This is a genomic window from Paenibacillus sp. GCM10023250, from assembly GCF_042653205.1.
In the GTDB taxonomy this organism is placed as follows: Bacteria; Bacillota; Bacilli; order Paenibacillales; family Paenibacillaceae; genus Paenibacillus_Z.
Genome location: NZ_JBHSHY010000011.1, coordinates 1 through 16,440 on the forward strand (window position 1 = coordinate 1; position 16,440 = coordinate 16,440).

The following is a 16,440-nucleotide window of genomic DNA, read 5'->3' on the forward strand; positions in this document are numbered from 1 at the left end:
CTTGGCGCCGGCGGCCAGCTCGGCGCCGCTCTTGTCCGCGGCTGCGAGCTGCGCGTGCAGCGCGGCCAGCCCTTGCTGCAGGGCGGCCTGCCCCTGCCGCAGCTGCGCCCCGCCGGCGGCGAGCTTGCCGCTGCCGCCGGACAGCTTCGCCGCGCCCGCGGATACGTCGCGGGCGGCGGCGATGAGCCTTTGCAGCGCGGCCTCCTGCGCGGCATCGGGCTTCGCGGCGGCGTACGCGTCCAGCGCCGCCGACAGCTTGGCGGCCGCGCCGGCGAGATCGGCGCTGCCCTGCTGCGCGGCCGCCAGGCCGTCCGCCAGCGACGCCGCGGCCGCGGCCGCTTGCGACGCGCCGCCGCTCAGCTCCCCGCCGGCGGCTTCCAGCTTGCCGAGGCCGGCGGACATCTCCGCGGCGCCGTCGCGGACGGCGGCGGTGCCGGTCATGAGCCGGCCCGCTCCGCTATCCAGCGCGCCGATGCCGCCGGCCAGCTCCTTCGAGCCGTTCGCCAGCTTCGCCACGTTGTCGCGCAGCCGCGCGGCGCCCTGCTCGGCGTCCTTCGCGCCGCCGGCCAGCTTGCCGGCGCCGTCGCTGGCCTGCGCGAAGCCGTCGGCGGCTTCGCCGAGGCTGCCGAAGACCGCCTTGGCGTACGCCTTCGTCACCTGCTGCGAAATTTCCGTCTGCAGCTTGTCAATGGCGGAGGAGCCGATCTTCGCGGCCAAGTAGTTCTCGCTGTCGTTGGTCAGGTAACGAATCGCCGCCGGATGCGGCTCCGGATCCAGCAGCGTCGTCGCCTGCTTGGAGAATGACGCCGGGATTTCGATGACATAATAATAATCGCCGTGCTTCAGGCCGTCCTCCGCCTGCTTCGCGTCCACGAACGTCCAATGGAACGTCTGGTTCGTCTTGAGCTCGTCGACGAGATTCTGTCCCACCGCGAGCGGCTTGCCCTGAAAATCCGCGCCGGCATCGGCATTGACGACCGCGACCGGCATCCGGTCCAGCTTGCCGTACGGATCCCAGAACGCCCCGATCAGCATCCCGCTGTACATGATCGGGATGAACAAGATCCCGATGATCGGAATCAGCAGCTTCGGGCTGCGGAAGATCCGGCCCATTTCCTTTCCGAATAACGATAAACCCAGCATGATTTCGCGCCTCCACTCTCTATTTACAATTCTGAATGATTGACCGTTTTGTACTTCCGGTCAGTATGGCTCAAAAAAAGAAGCAGCGGCTGCCGCTTTTTTTGGTTTCCCGACCGCGCCCGAGGCTTAGCTCTGCCGCTGCCGCCCAGGCTTAATGCGTTTCCGCGACACAAGCCGCATACGCGGCTGTTTAGCTTAAAGCATTTTCCATTTCCCTTCACTCTCCGGCGCCCGCTGGACTTCAGCGGGGAGCCATGCCGCCTTGCATCAAGGCGCCGAAATACTCGGCGATCTGCTCCCGGGTCAGCGGCTCATGCTGCCGGCTCCATTCGGTGCTCAGCGCCACGTACAGCCGCAGCATCACGAACGCGGTCAGCCGCGGATCGGCCGCGCGCAGCTCGCCCTTCCCCATCGCGTGCTCGACTTCCCGCTGAATGCAGGCGACGATCGCCCGCTCGAGCTCGGCGATGCCTTCCTTCGCCATCGGCGTGCCGATGTCCCGCACTTCCTGCGACAGCTTCACGATCAGCTCGTGCTTCTCGCGGAAGAGCAGCAGCTCGTGCAGCACCGACGACAGGTTGTCGAAGAAATTCCGTTCGCGGTCGATCGTCCGGTCCGCCAGCGCCCGCAGCTCCTTGGTCAGCTGGGCGATGATCTCGCCGAACAGCTCTTCCTTCGTGGCGAAGAACGTGTAGATCGTGCCTTTGCCGACCGCGGCGATCTTGGACACCTGCTCCATCGTCGTCGCCTTGTAGCCGAACATCGCGAACGACTTCGCCGCCGCGTCCACGATCTGAGCCCTGCGATCCACTGGCTTCTTGGTCACCGCCATGAGCCTCAGCCCCTTTCGGTTATTCGTGCATTTCCGTCGTTATATCGTCATCATAGCACCGACTGACCGAAATTACAATATGGTCATTTAGTCACTTTAATGCGCGAGAAGCGGCTTGCCTGCCGCCCTCGCTTCTTACGCTCCCTAATATTCCTTCTCCAGCTGCCGCAAATTGTCCAGTCCCCGCTCCGTCCAGCGGCGCAGCCGGTCGAGCCCTTCGATCTCGGCCCGCAGCGCGTCCATGAGCGACGCCTTGTAATCCGGCACTTCGCCCGGGAACGGCCCGATGTCTCCCAGCGGGACGTACGTTTTCTCGGTATAGCTCATCGCCCGGCGCTCGTGGAACAGCGGCGCGTCGGGGTCGTACGGGCGATGCAGGTCGCCTTGCTCGGGATGCTTCAAGACCGCCAGCGTCTTGACCAGCACCCTGGATCCGTTAATTTCCATCACTTCGCCCGCATAACGTCCGGTTTTATTCGCGAACGCTACGATTGAGCCGATCTCCGGCATACGCTTCTCTTGCTCGGCCATAACCGATCTCTCCCGTCTTCATGAACTGCTTCTCTTTGCTCCGCTTTTAGGATAGTTTAACGCCGCAATCATACGCAAGTCTCAATTCCGTCCTTGTGCTGACCGTCCGCCCGTCGTAATATGGTAAGGAGAGAAACCGACGTTTCTTTCAACAGGTATGAGAAGCAGGTGAGATGATGCATAAAAAACGAGTGTTGCTGCTCTCCGAGGGTTTCGGCTCCGGGCATACCCAGGCCGCTTACGCGCTGGCCGTCGGGCTGCGCGCGCTCGATTCCTCCATACAGACGCGCGTGATCGAGCTGGGCAATTTTTTGAACCCGGTGCTCGGTCCGCTGATCGTGTCCGCCTACCGCAAGACCGTCACGAAGCAGCCGAAGCTGCTCGGAATGGTGTATCGCCGCCAGTACAAGAAGTCGCTCAACCGCTTCACGCAGCTGGCGCTGCACCGGTTATTCTATACCCATACGTCGCAGGTGATCGCGCAGCTGAAGCCCGATCTGATCGTCTGCACGCATCCCGTTCCGAACGCCGTCGTCTCCCGCCTGAAGCGGCTCGGCCTGCGCACGCCGCTCTACACGCTCATTACGGACTACGACGCGCACGGCACGTGGACAAGCTCCGAGGTTAACAAATACCTCGTGTCGACGAACGAGGTCAAGAAGAAGCTGACGGACCGCGGCATCTCCGCGAGCCGGATTCAGGTGACCGGCATTCCCGTCCATCCGAACTTCTGGCAGACGCACGACAAGTCCGAGCTGCAGGCGCAGTTCGATCTGAAGCCGCTGCCGACGGTTCTGATTATGGGCGGCGGCTGGGGCATCATGTACAGCGACGATCTGCTCAGCTACATGACGCGCTGGCGGGACCGCGTGCAGCTCATCTACTGCGTCGGCAACAACGACAAGGCGCGCGAGCGCATGCTGGCCGACCCGCTCTTCCAGCACCCGAACATCAAGGTGCTCGGCTTCACCAAGGAAATCAACAAGCTGATGGACGTGTCCGACTTGCTCATCACGAAGCCCGGCGGCATGACCTGCACGGAGGGACTCAGCAAAGGCATTCCGATGCTCTTCTACGAGCCGATTCCCGGCCAGGAGGAAGTCAACTGCGAATACTTCGTTGCAAGCGGATTCGGCGAAATGCTGGAGTCGACCGAGACGATCGACAAATGGTTCGAGCTCCTGCAAGAACCGTATTCATCCATTAAGCACCGCACCGACTTATTAAATAAACGCAATCAGCACTACAACCCCATGGAATGCTCCCGCGTCGTCCTGCAGCTCATGCAGTGACGGCTTTTTTTTGCCGTTTTGGTCCCCGGGCGCCAAAAAAAACCGGGCAAGCCCCGTATGGGCTTGTCCGGTTATTGTGGGAACGTTGCGGCTGCCTGCTTATACGACGCTCCCGCCGAACAGGAAGCGGTACTCCCAATGCGTGCCCGAAATGACGCTCGTGCGGACGCCGCCGGATTCGACCGAATATGTGTGCAGGATCCGGCCGTCGCCGAGGTAAATGCCGCAGTGCGTAATCGTCTCGGACGATTTGTTGACGCCGGCGTACGCGGACGCCTTCGTGCCCTTATATTCCATGAAGAACATGATGTCGCCGCGCTTCAGCTGATGCCAGTCTTTGACGACGTGGCCGAGGCCGCGCACGTAATCGCCCTGCTTGCGGGAATCGGACGGGAGCACGAGGTTCGCGCCTTCGCGGAACGCTTGGCGTACGAAGTCCGAGCAGTCGAACGTCTTCGTCGTATCGCGGTCGGAGCCGAATTCGTACGGCGTCCCCAAATATTTCATGCCCGCGGCGATGACGCGCTCGACGAGCGCGTCGTGGCTGCCCGAGCCGCCGCCGTTCGACGGATTGCCGTTCGATGGATTGTTGCCCGGCAGCGAGCCGGTCACTTTAATGTATTGCTCGTCCGAGCTGACGTACCCCTTCGTGCCGTCCGCCGCCGTCACCGCGTACCAGCTGCCGTTCGGCACGCCTGTGATCGTCACCTTCTCGCCCTTGGCCAGGTAGCGGATGCGCGTTGTGTCCGTCGACGGGCCCGTCCGCAGCGACACCGATGCGACGATCGTCGCGTTGGCGGCCGAAGGCGTCTCGGCCGGCGCCGAGCCGCCGCCGTTCGACGGATTGCCGTTCGACGGGTTGTTGCCCGGCAGCGAGCCGGTCACCTTAATGTATTGCTCGTCCGAGCTGACGTACCCCTTCGTGCCGTCCGCCGCCGTCACCGCGTACCAGTAGCTGCTCGGCTGCCCCGTGATCGTCACCTTCTCGCCCTTGGCCAGGTAGCGGATGCGCGTCGCGTCCGTCGACGGGCCCGTCCGCAGCGACACCGATGCGACGATCGTCCCCGCCGTACTGCCGGGCTCGCTGCTCTGCGCCACGATCTCGACGTATTTCTCGTTCGAAGAGATGTAGCCGACGGCGCCTTTCGCGTCCTGCACCTTGTACCAGTACGCGTTCACTTCCTCCAGTATGACGACCTGCTCGCCTTGCTTCAAATATCGGGTAACATCGGACGATGTGGAAGGCTGGGTCCGGAAGCTTACGCTGGCTTGGATCTCCCCGACGGTCTGCGATGCGGCGGATGCGGCGGAAGCCGCCGATGCCGCTGAAGCCGCCGCCGGCAGCATTAAGGAGGCCCCCAGGACCATGGTCATTAAGGCTGCGGTACTCTTTTTCATGAATGCTCTTCCTTTCTGGTTCAGTCAATGGATCGCCGGCCTGTTGCCTGCAGTTTTCATTGTACGGAACCCTCCTTAAGCACCATATCGTCCGCCCGCCTCATTTGTCGAAATCAGTCGTAGGCTGTAGGAACCACAATCCGGCACGGTAACCAATAAAAAAGACGCCCCGTTTCGGGACGCCCTCCTGCCGAACTACCGTCATCTCTTGCTCCGAACCGTTCATCGCGCGTTAACATTCGGTCCCATTGCGCGTCTAAAGCCCTAGCTCTCCTCCAACCGGCACGCGGAGATGTAATTTATGCCAATTTTCCGCCGCGCTTGTTGGATTGCGGAAACATGGCCTGCACCTGCTCTTCCGATTGCCCCTTCTTCATCAGGTTCATCAGCGTGTCGTATCGGTTCGGGGAATCGATTACGGACTGGTAGTCCTGCTTGCCGATCGATGAAAAGATGGCCACGTCGCCCGTGTGATAGTACAAGTACAAGGCCGACTCCGCCTCGTTGTACGAGCAGAACGCAATTTGCTTGGATTCTACGGGTACCAGCAATGTAACCGCCTCCCAAATATCGAAATTTCGCGATCTCATTCCTATATATATCCAGGTATTACCCGTTCAAGCACCATCGGGAATCCGCTTTTGCCTATATTTCGTGCCGGACGGCACGGAGGCCATCGCCAGTCTGCCGATTCCGCCCGCCTGAACCGCGCGCAAAAAAAGCAACCCCGGCACGCGATCGCTTGCCAAGCTTGCTTTCGAATGCGATGCGGCCCCGATTAGGGCGGCGTATCGCCTATCCAATCCGGGCACATGCTAGAACGTATGCTCCGGCGCCCCGTTGTTCAATCCCGTTCCGCAGGTGACGCAGACCTTGGCGTTCAGCTCGTTCTCGGCGTGGCATTGGCTGCAGATGACGACGATCTCGCCGACGGTCGTCTCAACCTTCGGCTCTTCGGTCGCGAGCTGCGTGCCGCAATCCGGGCAAAACCTCGTATCCAGCGTGACCACTTTGCCGCAGGCGCACGTCTTCTCGTTGCGCGTCCACTTGATCCGCTCTTCGATGACTTTGATCTCCGTATGCAGCTCATCCGCCTGGCGGCATAATTCCGTCACTTCCGCTTCGGTCCCGGCGATGTCGCCGGCTTGATGGCCGCGGTAGACGGCTTCCCCGATCTGCAGGCACAGCTTCTCGATGTCTTTCTCCTTGCCGGAGATTTGCGCCTTCAGCTTCGTGATTTCGACGGTTTGCTGCGCTTTCTTGGCCGCGTCCGATGCACCCTGCTTGACTTTATCGAAAAAGGACATATTCCATCGACTCCTTTAATAATTCGTCTAGCTTTGTCGCTTTCGCTATTTTACCATAACCGGCCTATCGAATCACGCCTCATTCGGCGCCGCTCCGCGGTTCATGCGAGACTTCCGCCTTACTCCTATCGTATGTGTCCGCCGGAGGCGCGAGAACACCAAAAAGACCGTACTCGCGGGGAGTACGGTCTGTCTTAAGTGCCGGCTTCGGCAAGCTTATTCGGCCGGATACATGCGCTCGCGGAGCGCCTTGATCTCGTCGCTCTCGAGGTATTCGTCGTACGTCATCATCCGGTCGATGATGCCGTTCGGCGTAATCTCGATGATGCGGTTCGCGATCGTCTGCACGAACTGATGGTCATGCGAGGTGAAGATGAGCGTGCCGTCGAAATCGATCAGCCCGTTATTGAGCGCCGTGATGGACTCCAGATCCAAGTGGTTGGTTGGTTCGTCCATGAGCAGCACGTTGGCGCCGGAGAGCATCATTTTGGAGAGCATGCAGCGCACCTTCTCGCCGCCGGACAGCACGCTCGCTTTCTTCAGCGCTTCGTCGCCGGAGAACAGCATGCGGCCGAGGAAGCCGCGGATGAAGCTCTCGTCCTGATCCTTCGAATATTGGCGCAGCCAATCGACGAGATTCAATTCGACGCCGTCGAAGTAAGCCGAGTTGTCCTTCGGGAAATACGCCTGCGTCGTCGTCACGCCCCAGGAGAAATTGCCGGCATCGGGATCGACCTCGCCCACGAGCAATTGCATCAGCACCGTCTTCGGCAGCGTGTTCGGGCCGACGAGGGCGATTTTGTCGCCTTTGTTGACCGCGAGGGTCAAGTTGTCGATGATCGTCGAGCCGTCGATCGTCTTCGTCAAGCCCTCGGTCAGCAGCAGCTGCTTGCCCGCTTCGCGTTCCGGCTTGAAGTTGATGAACGGATATTTCCGGCTGGACGGGCGAATGTCGTCGAGCGTGATTTTATCGAGCAATTTCTTCCGGGACGTCGCCTGCTTGGACTTCGATTTATTGGCGCTGAAGCGCTGGATGAACGCCTGCAGCTCCTTGATCTTGTCTTCCTTCTTCTTGTTGGCGTCGCGCTGGAGCGTGAGCGCCAGCTGGCTGGACTCGTACCAGAAGTCGTAGTTGCCGACGTACATCTGGATTTTGCCGAAATCGATGTCCGCGATATGCGTACACACCTGGTTCAGGAAGTGACGGTCATGGGAGACGACGATGACGGTGCCTTCGTACCCGGCCAGGAAGTTCTCGAGCCATTCGATCGACTGCATGTCGAGATGGTTGGTAGGCTCGTCGAGCAGGAGAATCTGCGGATTGCCGAACAACGCCTGCGCCAGCAGGACGCGGACCTTCTCGTTGCCGGACAGCTCCGACATCTTCTTGTCGTGCAGCTCCGGCGGGATGCCGAGGCCGTTCAGCATGCCGGCCGCTTCGGACTCCGCTTCCCAGCCGTTCATGTCCGCGAATTCCGCTTCCAGCTCGCCCGCGCGCATGCCGTCCTCGTCGGTGAACTCCGCCTTCGCGTAGATCGCATCCTTCTCTTTCATGACGTCATACAGCTTCTTATGGCCCATGATGACTGTCTCGAGCACGAGGAAATCGTCGTACTCGTAATGGTTCTGCTTCAGCACCGCGAGGCGCTCGCCCGGCGTGATGTGGACTTCGCCGTTCGTTTGCTCGACTTCGCCGGAGAGAATCTTCAGAAACGTCGATTTGCCCGCGCCGTTCGCGCCGATGAGGCCGTAGCAGTTGCCCGGCGTGAATTTGATATTAACATCTTCAAATAGCGCACGCTTGCCGTATCGAAGCGTGATGCCGCTCGTACTGATCATATTCAGGTATCCCGTCCTTCGCTAATAAATGTTACCCATCACTCCATTATAGCATAGAAACGCGCAGCGATGCTGTCTTTCTGCTATAATCGCCAGGTTTCGCCGTGCGGCAAAATCCGGACCGTGCCCGCTTCGAGCCGCAGCCGGCGGATTTCCGCCTCGAGCCGGTCGAGCGCTTCGCGCGGCGTATCGTCCGCCAGCTTGTAAGAACCGTAGTGCATCGGCACGAACCGGCGCGCGCCCGCGTCGCGGAACGCCTGCAGCGCCTCCTCCGGCGTGACGTGCTGCGGACCCATGAACCACTCGGGATCGTAGGCGCCGATCGGCATGAGCGCCACGTCGATGCCGGGGAAGCGGCGGCCGATTTCCTTGAAGCCGTCGAAGTAGCCGCTGTCGCCCGCGAAGTAGACGGTCGGCACATGCTCGCGCTCCATGACGAAGCCGCCCCAGCGGGACGAATTCGTGTCCGTCAAGGTGCGCCGCGTCCAATGCTGCGCCGGCACGAAGTGAAACCGCACGCCGCGGATAGAGGCCGATTGCCACCAGTCCAGCTCGATGATGGACGAGAAGCCTTTGCGGCGCAGTTTGTCGGCGAGGCCGACGGGCACGATGAGCGTCTTGCTCCCTCTCAGCTGCTTCAGCGAGGCGATGTTCAGGTGGTCGTAGTGCGAATGCGAGATCAAGACGACGTCGATCGGAGGCATGTCGGCGATGGCGACGCCCGGCGGCACCAGCCGCTTGTGGATGGCCAGCTGCTCGGCCCAGACAGGGTCGGTGACGATGTTCAAACCCGCCAGCTGGATCAGAAACGTCGAGTGGCCGATCCACGTCAGCGCCGGCTCGCTCGTATTGGCGTGCAGGAATGTCAGATCAGGGGCGACGGCCGGCACCTTGAAGGAGTAGTCCTTCCGCTTCATCCGGCCGGCGCGTTCCCTGCGCCACTGCCGGACTTCCCGGAACGTCTTCGGCACGGCGTCAGGGTTCAAGTTGGTGTAGCGCATGTCTCTCATCTCTCCCGTACTCAATCATGTGCCAGCCGCCCGGCGCGCTGCTGCGGATGAGGAATGGACCCGCACCGGACCGCTCTATTGCTGCTCTTTCCAAGATACCAAGCTTAATGGGATTAATCAAACCGCGGACGGGCCAAAATCCGGGTCGCCCCGGAAAACGTTAAAGAGGGAACAGCCGGCGGCGGGCAGGGCGGCCGGCGGCTTGCGGGGCGGCGCTGAGCCGGGCGGCAGGTGGGGCGGGCGGCGGGCGGAGCGGCTCGCGGATTGAGATTGGGCGCCCGGTGGTTTACACTGGGAGGACAAGCAAGCGCGCCTGACCCTGGGCCGCGCGATAACGGAGGTTGATCATGATGAAACTGATTGGCATCGAACCGACGCCAAGTCCCAATTCGATGAAGCTGAACGTCGACGAGAAGCTCGCGCCCGGCGTGCGCCTGAACTACGGCCCCGCCGACGCGGCGAACGCGCCGGAGCCGCTGCGCGGCCTGCTCGGCATCGACGGCGTGCGCGGACTGTTCCGCACGGCGGACTTCATCGCGCTCGACCGGAAGCCGGGGGCGGACTGGGAGCGCATCCTGTCCGCGGCGCGGCAGCTGCTGCAGAGCGAGGACGCCGACGCCGGCCTCGCCGCCGGGCCCGGCGCGGCCGACGCCTTCGGCGAGGCGCACGCGTTCGTGCAGCTGTATCGGGGGATCCCGATCCAGGTGCGCGTGCGCACGCCGGGCGGCGAGACCCGCGCCGCCATGCCCGCGGCCTTCACGGACGCGGTGACCCGCGCGGCCGGCGCGTCGATGATCCGCGAGCGGAAGCTCGAGGAGCTCGGCGTCCGCTACGGCGAGCCGGAGGGGATCGCCGCGGAGCTCGTCCGCGAGCTGGAGGCCGCGTACCCGGCGGAGCGGCTGGACGCGCTCGTCGAGGCGGCGCTCGCGGCCGGCGCCGCGGGCGAAGGCGAAGCCGCGGCCGCGCCGGCCGCGCGGCCCGCGCCGCTGAGCGCGGAGGCGCTCGCGGAGCGGATGGCGGACCCGGACTGGTCGGTCCGCTACGAGGCGCTCGAACGCACGGCGCCGGAGCCGGCGATGCTGCCGTCGCTCGCCAAGGCGATCGCGGACGACAACGCCTCGATCCGGCGGCTCGCCGTCGTGTACCTCGGCGAGCTGCGCCTGCCGGAGTCGATGCCCTTGCTCTTCGCGGCGCTGAAGGACGCCTCGGCGTCCGTTCGCCGGACCGCCGGCGACACGCTGTCCGATCTGGGCGACCCCGCCGCGATCGGCCCGATGATCGAAGCGCTCGGCGACCGCAACAAGCTGGTGCGCTGGCGCGCCGCGCGCTTCCTCTACGAGGCGGGCGACGAGACCGCCGTCGAGGCGCTCGAGCAAGCGGCGGCCGACCCGGAATACGAGGTCAGCCTGCAGGCGCGCATCGCGCTCGAGCGCATCCGTCGCGGCGAGGAGGCCGCCGGCTCCGTCTGGCAGCAGATGACCCGCAGCCGCGAGGGCGGGGAAGCCTAGGCTCGGCGCGGTTACGCGGGAGCGTTAACACGTACCCGGCCGGGCGGCGCCGCCCGGCCGGGTACGCGGAGGCGCGTAACCGGGAGCGGCGTGGCGCGCGGCGGTGCTGGATTCGCGTGCCTTCGGGCGCGAGAGCCGGCCGGCGGAAAGCGAGCTTGGCTGCAACCCTATGCCATAGGGGCATAGCGCCTCGGTCAAGCCGCCGTCGCCCGGCGGGCGCCGGCGAGGCTGCCGCACCAGCCTCTTGCGCTTAAGGCTCCGGTTTCCCCGACCATGTAGGTTACTCCGTCACCTTCTTGCGCCCAATCTACCGCTTCGTCGGCCATTGTATCGTTGTTTTGCCCCTCCTACCCCCAAAAAATAAAGAACCAGTCGCCGATTGATTCAGACGACTGGCACTTAACTTGAACACTTCGCTACATTCTAAAGTTTTTATGCCACTTCTCAACTCCCATTATTCGATCAATAATTTGCTCGGCTGCCCAAACCGCAGTTATTTCCAACCCTTCACATTCCGAGTATGTCGATTTTGTAATTTCTCCTTTATGGTAAATCGAATATTGTCCGGTAATGCGATCAACTATACAACTTGGCGGAGGCCAAGCTTCTTCTTCATCTTGGAACGGACGGTTTCCTACGACAGGCCAGTCTCCCGACTTTAAGGCTGATCGATAGACGCCTACAATGAATTGATACTCCTCTCTCGCCGGAATATCATCGATGCGATTTGAAATTTGCTTATATATTGCAAGTCCACTATCCAAAAAAGTTCTACCAAAAGCATAGTTACCATCAGGTAACGGGATTGCATAGATATCTCCGAGCTTTACGCTTCTTCTATCGCCTTGTGTCATCTGTAACACTACTCCTCCAACCTAGTAAAAAATCGGTTTCCGCGTCGCTCGGGTGTTCTGTTTACCATTCCACCCCAGTCCCCGGTCCGTAAGGCAGCGATCAGCTGCCTCACGATTTTCCGCGGCAGCTGCGGCTTTTCATGGTACGATATTCGTGAAGCATGGCGACGACCGGATTATCCGCGTGAACCAGCAAGCCCGCTCCCGCATGCCCACGAACCGGAAAGAAAGAAGGTCTTCTCATGATCGAATCCTCCCCCTCTTCGAACACGATCGCCGTCATAGACTCCGGCTTGAATGCCGAGCAGCTTCCGCCGGGTACCGTTGTGCTGCCGGGCCTGAATCTAAGCGGCGAAGGCGGCGAAGCGGATACCGCCGACCACGTCGGTCACGGCACGGCCGTAGCCGCTACGATCGCCGGCATCGCGCCGGCCGCTCGCATTCTGCCGGTGAAATTAAAGGATCGCCGCGGCGCGCTCCGCGACAAAGCGAGAATCGAGGATGCCTTCGCCTGGATCCTGGCCAACGCCGATCGATTCGGAATCGGCGCCGTCTGCGCCGCGTTCGCGGATTCCAGTCATCGCGTATCCGACGAAGCGCTGCGGGGCACGAATCTGCAGCGTCATATCGCGGCTTTGCGGGCATCCGGCATCCTTACCGTGACGGCCGCCGGCAACTGGTATCCCGAGCATCGCAGCCGCAGCCCGCACGGCATGGCCTGGCCGGCCATTATTCGGGAAACCGTCAGCGTCGGCGCGCTGGCCGAAACGGAAGAAGGCGCCGGTCTCGCCGGAGCGAGCCAACGCCTTCATGCCAGCCTGAACACCGGCTGCAGCACCGCCTTCTTCGCCTTGCCCGGCGAACCCGGCATGACGAGCGGCGCGGCCGCCGTCGTCGCGGGCTGCTTCGCCGCGCTGCGGCATGCCTATCCGCAGGAGACCGGGGACCGGCTGCTGGAGCGGCTGCGCGCCGGCTGCACGGAGCTCCTCGACGAGAACGGGTTAGCGTGGCCGGTCATAAACCCTGCCGCGTTCGCGCTCGGCTAGTTGGTCAGCATGAGTCCCGAATTCATCGCCATCGGCACGCGAACCATATTCACCACGAAGGAAAGCCCTTTACCGGCGCCCCCGCCGACGAGCAGCAGCGCTTTCGTCTCTTCGTCGTCATCGAGGTTCGCTGCCGCGAGCAGCGAGCTTCCGGCGTGATCGAACAAGCTTTGCATCCAAGCGAGCGTTTCCGACAGGTTCTCGTTGCCCTTGTTGTCCGAGTCCGATTTGTTCGTATCGTCGATGACTTTGCCGAAGACGGCCGTCCGGAGTATAAAATGAATGACGTTGCCCCCAAGCTCGATGAAGGAATCGACTTTGCGCAGCTTCTTGGCATCGGCTTCGGGCTTGTTTTCCGCCAGGAGGAAAGCTACCGTCTTGGACGTCAGCAGACCGGACAGGGCGAGCATCGTCCACTCCATCGCCGAGACCTCCTCGCCTTTGTCCACGTGCATGCCGAACTTCTCCGCCACGACGCCGACCGCTCCGAATCCCGCGCCGAGCCACAGCTTCCACTTATCCGTTAATTCGGACTTGCCGCTGGATGTGGCGATGCTCCCCTGCACGTACGCCTGATAGCCCGCAATGATCAGCTTGATGAACGAGGCCGTCAGTCCGCCCACCCACGTGAACTTGCGCAGCTCGTCAACGCCGGACTGCACGGTCACGTCTCCGAACGGGAACGCGATCACGCTGCCTTTCTTGAACGGCGCTTCGCCGGCAATGAGCTTGTAGGCGATCGTGGCCGGTACGGCGCACAGCAGCATCAAGCCGTCGACCATTCGGAACGACGTATCCAGATGAGTGCCGGGCGCGACCAGCTCCACCAGCTTCTCGATGAACGGGAAGCGGATCTTGGCAAACAGCGCGTCGCGCGCGACGCCGATCAGGTCTTGCATCAGATCGATCGTGCGCAGGACGAAGTCGCGCACCCCCATCAACAGCCCTTCAAGCAGATCGGCCCCGACCGTGACGATAGCATCCTTCATCGTCTGGAAGTTCACTTCGCCCGGCGACGGCACCTTGCCGCCGAACGCTTGGCTGAGATCGGCCTTCAGCTTATCCCAGGTTGCCATCAGATCCTGAATCTCGTCGCCGAGCAGCCCCTCCGCGAACCGGTCCGCCGCATCCATGGCTTCCTGCATAATAGAAGGACCTTCCACATGGACGATATCGTCCATCAGCCGCCCGATGCGCTGCGTGACCCAACCGACGACGCTGTTGCCCTGCACGTCGTCCAACACCTTCTGGATCGGCGACGCCGCTTTGCGCAGCTCGTCGATGACGCTCTGGCCCGGTCCGGGACGGCGCGGCTCAGCCGGAACGGGTGCGCCGCCGTTCGTCCGCCATTGCTCGATCTGGGCGATCGCGCTGCCGAACCCGTCCGTTACGTGCGCCTTCAAACTGCCGACCGACTGTCTGACCGACGCCAGCGCGGCGTCCGTCGCCTCGACCATCGCGTTGCGGACGAGCAGGATATCTTCCCATTGGAACAGGAACTTGAGGTAATCCCAGATCTTCTCGATGCCCGTCTTGACCTGCGTCCACAGCCACTTGAAGAAAGCGCCGGCTTCCTCGAGCGTCGTGAGCACGAAATGCTTGATCTTATCCCCGATGGCGCAGATGAACCGGAACGCCCCTTCCGCCTTGTGCAGCACGAAGGTCACGGTTTCTTTCACCTTCTCGCCGATTCCCTCGAAGAAGTCGGCGATCGTATGGCCGAGATTCACGAAGAACCGCTCCGCGCTCTCTGCCGCGCCGACCAGCTTCGAGATGACGTCGTCATGCGCGAGCCGCACCCCGTTCCCGTCCGCCTGAATGCCCCAGCGGTACGAATCGGGCAGCGCGCCCGGCTTCAATGCGGAGCTGAACGGCGAGTTCGCCGGGACGGCGCGCACGTCCGGCGCGGAGCCGTCCGCGGACATGGCGAGCTTCGCCGCTTGGTTCAGCGCGGCGGCGACCGCGTCCGTCTGCGCCCGGTCGGCACCGGTGCGGAAGCTGTCCGGCAGCAGCGGCACATCGCCGTTCGGCGTGCGGACGACCGCGCCGCGCAGCTCGTCGGCGGTCATCGATTGGAACCGGTCGAACACGCCGGAGGCCGGATTGACGTCGACGTGTCCGTCGATGCCTTCGATCGTGAAGCGGTAGACGGCCGGCGTCAGCGACCGGACGCGGTTATACACGTTGATCCCGCCGTTCATGTCGGTGATCGCGGCCACGGCCTGATCGGGTCCGATCAGGACCGCGTTCCCGCTTAGGGATACGCTGGAGAGCACGGAGGCCGTCACGGAGACGTTGACGCCCTGTCTCGGCGCGCCGGCGTCGTCCAGCAGCCGGAGCGTCGTTCCGTAACAGGTGACCGTCATGACTTGATCCGGGTCGGCGACGTGCACCGGCGCTTCCTGCCAGGCGTTCACCGTGCCGTCCAGCCACACATGCCCGGCCCGCGCATCGGCATACACGACCAGTATCGACGCGGCTGCATGGCGGTCGCCCGGAATCGGCGCCATCTCCTGCACGCCGCTCCTCAGCCGCAGCGACGGCCCCCATTCAGCGGCATCGCCCGCACGCCGCACGACGTTCAAGTCCCCGTTTTGCAGCAGCGCCCATACGGCAACGCTGCCGTCCGCGGCTTCGCCCGCAACGAGGTCCTGCACGTTCGCTGCCGCTGCCGCGTCGGCGATCTGGACCGTCTGCGCGGCTTCCGCGTTATCGAGCTCGGCGGCCGGAATCAGGTGCAGGCCTTGCCCGCCGATATAGAGGTTCGACCCGTCTGCCGTCGTCGAGCCCGTCTCCAGCACGTTGGCGCCGGCCGGGCAAGGCAGCCCGACGATCGGAGGAATCGTGACGGGTTTGCCGGCGTTGTCGTATTCGGGGAACGGACGGAAGGCCAGCACCCGGCTGCCGCCGCCGATTCCGAGCACGTGCAGCCCGCTGCCGTAGGTCGGATGGACGCCGATTTCGAAATCCAGCACGTCCTCCAGCGTGACGGCGGGATTGAACGCGAGCGCGCCGGCGAAGGAAGGCGTCCTATTGCTGCGCATCAGGTAGATCGCTTCATTCGGTCCCGCGCTGCCCGCAAGCGCGACCGTCCACGTCCCGTCGCCTTCGTCCAGCACGCGGATGCCTTCGACGCGCGCGTCCTCCCTCGTGCCGCAATCCGTCCAGGCGATCCGGCTCCAATCGCCGGCCGCGCTGGATAGATTATACGCGACGAATACGCGGCTCCGGGATTGACCCGGGCCCGCATCGACCGCGATCGCGACCGTGATCCGGTCGTCGTCGGTCCAGCCTGCGCCTACGGCGCGTACTTGCGGCGTGCCTCCGACCGCGGAGGCTATCGGCGCGGCCAGGTCGGTCAGACGCCAGCCGCTGTCGGCTTCCTTGTCGTTGCGCACGAGATACAGGCCGTTCTGGCTGCCGATCGTGAGCATCATCGGCGCGAGCGCCCCGGTCCGATGGTCGGGAAGCGCGATCACGCGCCTCTGGTAACGGCCGTGCGCGGATGGATCGGCCAAGTCTTCGCGGCCGAAGGTCCGGGCCGCTTCGATATGGTCCATGATATCGTTGGATACGGTGAAAGCTTGCTGCTTGCCTGCTTGATCGTTGGCGGTGAAACGTACGACTCGCGGGTTATTCATCTTGGGAATCCCCTTTCTTTCGATCGAAATCTATCGTTG

Annotated in this window: 13 protein-coding genes; 3 read left to right on the forward strand and 10 right to left on the reverse strand. The window is 62.8% G+C overall.

Annotated features, from left to right (window positions below; translation table 11 throughout):
- The 3 genes from ACFPB1_RS11130 to kapB form a co-directional block, all read right to left on the reverse strand.
- A partial coding sequence (locus tag ACFPB1_RS11130; protein ID WP_379225080.1) for a YhgE/Pip domain-containing protein occupies positions 1 to 1,143 on the reverse strand: 1,143 nt, incomplete at its 3' end.
- 241 nt (positions 1,144 to 1,384) lie between these two features.
- Positions 1,385 to 1,975 (reverse strand): TetR/AcrR family transcriptional regulator, encoded by a 591-nt coding sequence (locus tag ACFPB1_RS11135; protein ID WP_379225083.1) that lies wholly within the window; start codon positions 1,973 to 1,975, stop codon positions 1,385 to 1,387.
- A 144-nt stretch (positions 1,976 to 2,119) separates the two neighbouring features.
- Positions 2,120 to 2,506, reverse strand: coding sequence for a sporulation phosphorelay system protein KapB (kapB, locus tag ACFPB1_RS11140; RefSeq protein ID WP_379225085.1), 387 nt, complete (start codon positions 2,504 to 2,506; stop codon positions 2,120 to 2,122).
- Between the two features lie 176 nt (positions 2,507 to 2,682).
- On the opposite strand from kapB, the gene ACFPB1_RS11145 reads away from it, so the two are divergent.
- Complete coding sequence (locus tag ACFPB1_RS11145) at positions 2,683 to 3,798, forward strand: MGDG synthase family glycosyltransferase (RefSeq protein WP_379225087.1); 1,116 nt, start codon at positions 2,683 to 2,685, stop codon at positions 3,796 to 3,798.
- A gap of 99 nt (positions 3,799 to 3,897) precedes the next feature.
- Here ACFPB1_RS11145 and ACFPB1_RS11150 read toward each other — a convergent pair whose 3' ends face one another.
- From ACFPB1_RS11150 to ACFPB1_RS11170, 5 genes are all read right to left on the reverse strand, one after another.
- Positions 3,898 to 5,196: an SH3 domain-containing protein gene (locus ACFPB1_RS11150; RefSeq protein WP_379225089.1), complete on the reverse strand. Its 1,299-nt coding sequence runs from the start codon at positions 5,194 to 5,196 to the stop codon at positions 3,898 to 3,900.
- 299 nt (positions 5,197 to 5,495) lie between these two features.
- Positions 5,496 to 5,747, reverse strand: a complete 252-nt coding sequence (locus tag ACFPB1_RS11155; RefSeq protein WP_379225091.1) for a hypothetical protein — start codon at positions 5,745 to 5,747, stop codon at positions 5,496 to 5,498.
- A gap of 264 nt (positions 5,748 to 6,011) precedes the next feature.
- The gene (locus ACFPB1_RS11160; RefSeq protein ID WP_379225093.1) at positions 6,012 to 6,503 is read right to left on the reverse strand and encodes a double zinc ribbon domain-containing protein; all 492 of its coding nucleotides are present in this window, start codon (positions 6,501 to 6,503) and stop codon (positions 6,012 to 6,014) included.
- Between the two features lie 216 nt (positions 6,504 to 6,719).
- Positions 6,720 to 8,342 carry an ABC-F family ATP-binding cassette domain-containing protein gene (locus ACFPB1_RS11165; RefSeq protein ID WP_379225095.1) on the reverse strand — a complete coding sequence of 541 codons (1,623 nt, stop codon included), beginning with the start codon at positions 8,340 to 8,342 and terminating at the stop codon, positions 6,720 to 6,722.
- Between the two features lie 83 nt (positions 8,343 to 8,425).
- Positions 8,426 to 9,352 carry an MBL fold metallo-hydrolase gene (locus ACFPB1_RS11170; RefSeq protein WP_379225097.1) on the reverse strand — a complete coding sequence of 309 codons (927 nt, stop codon included), beginning with the start codon at positions 9,350 to 9,352 and terminating at the stop codon, positions 8,426 to 8,428.
- A gap of 350 nt (positions 9,353 to 9,702) precedes the next feature.
- Between ACFPB1_RS11170 and ACFPB1_RS11175 the strand changes: the two genes are divergently transcribed.
- Entirely contained in the window at positions 9,703 to 10,860 is a 1,158-nt protein-coding gene (locus ACFPB1_RS11175) for a virulence factor (RefSeq protein ID WP_379225333.1), read from the forward strand.
- A 416-nt stretch (positions 10,861 to 11,276) separates the two neighbouring features.
- Here ACFPB1_RS11175 and ACFPB1_RS11180 read toward each other — a convergent pair whose 3' ends face one another.
- Complete coding sequence (locus ACFPB1_RS11180) at positions 11,277 to 11,714, reverse strand: Imm26 family immunity protein (protein WP_379225100.1); 438 nt, start codon at positions 11,712 to 11,714, stop codon at positions 11,277 to 11,279.
- A 242-nt stretch (positions 11,715 to 11,956) separates the two neighbouring features.
- On the opposite strand from ACFPB1_RS11180, the gene ACFPB1_RS11185 reads away from it, so the two are divergent.
- Entirely contained in the window at positions 11,957 to 12,760 is an 804-nt protein-coding gene (locus ACFPB1_RS11185; RefSeq protein ID WP_379225102.1) for a S8 family serine peptidase, read from the forward strand.
- On the opposite strand, the gene ACFPB1_RS11190 is transcribed toward ACFPB1_RS11185, so the two are convergent.
- The gene (locus ACFPB1_RS11190) at positions 12,757 to 16,401 is read right to left on the reverse strand and encodes a hypothetical protein (RefSeq protein ID WP_379225104.1); all 3,645 of its coding nucleotides are present in this window, start codon (positions 16,399 to 16,401) and stop codon (positions 12,757 to 12,759) included. The genes ACFPB1_RS11185 and ACFPB1_RS11190 overlap by 4 nt on opposite strands.
- Positions 16,402 to 16,440 lie beyond the last annotated feature (39 nt).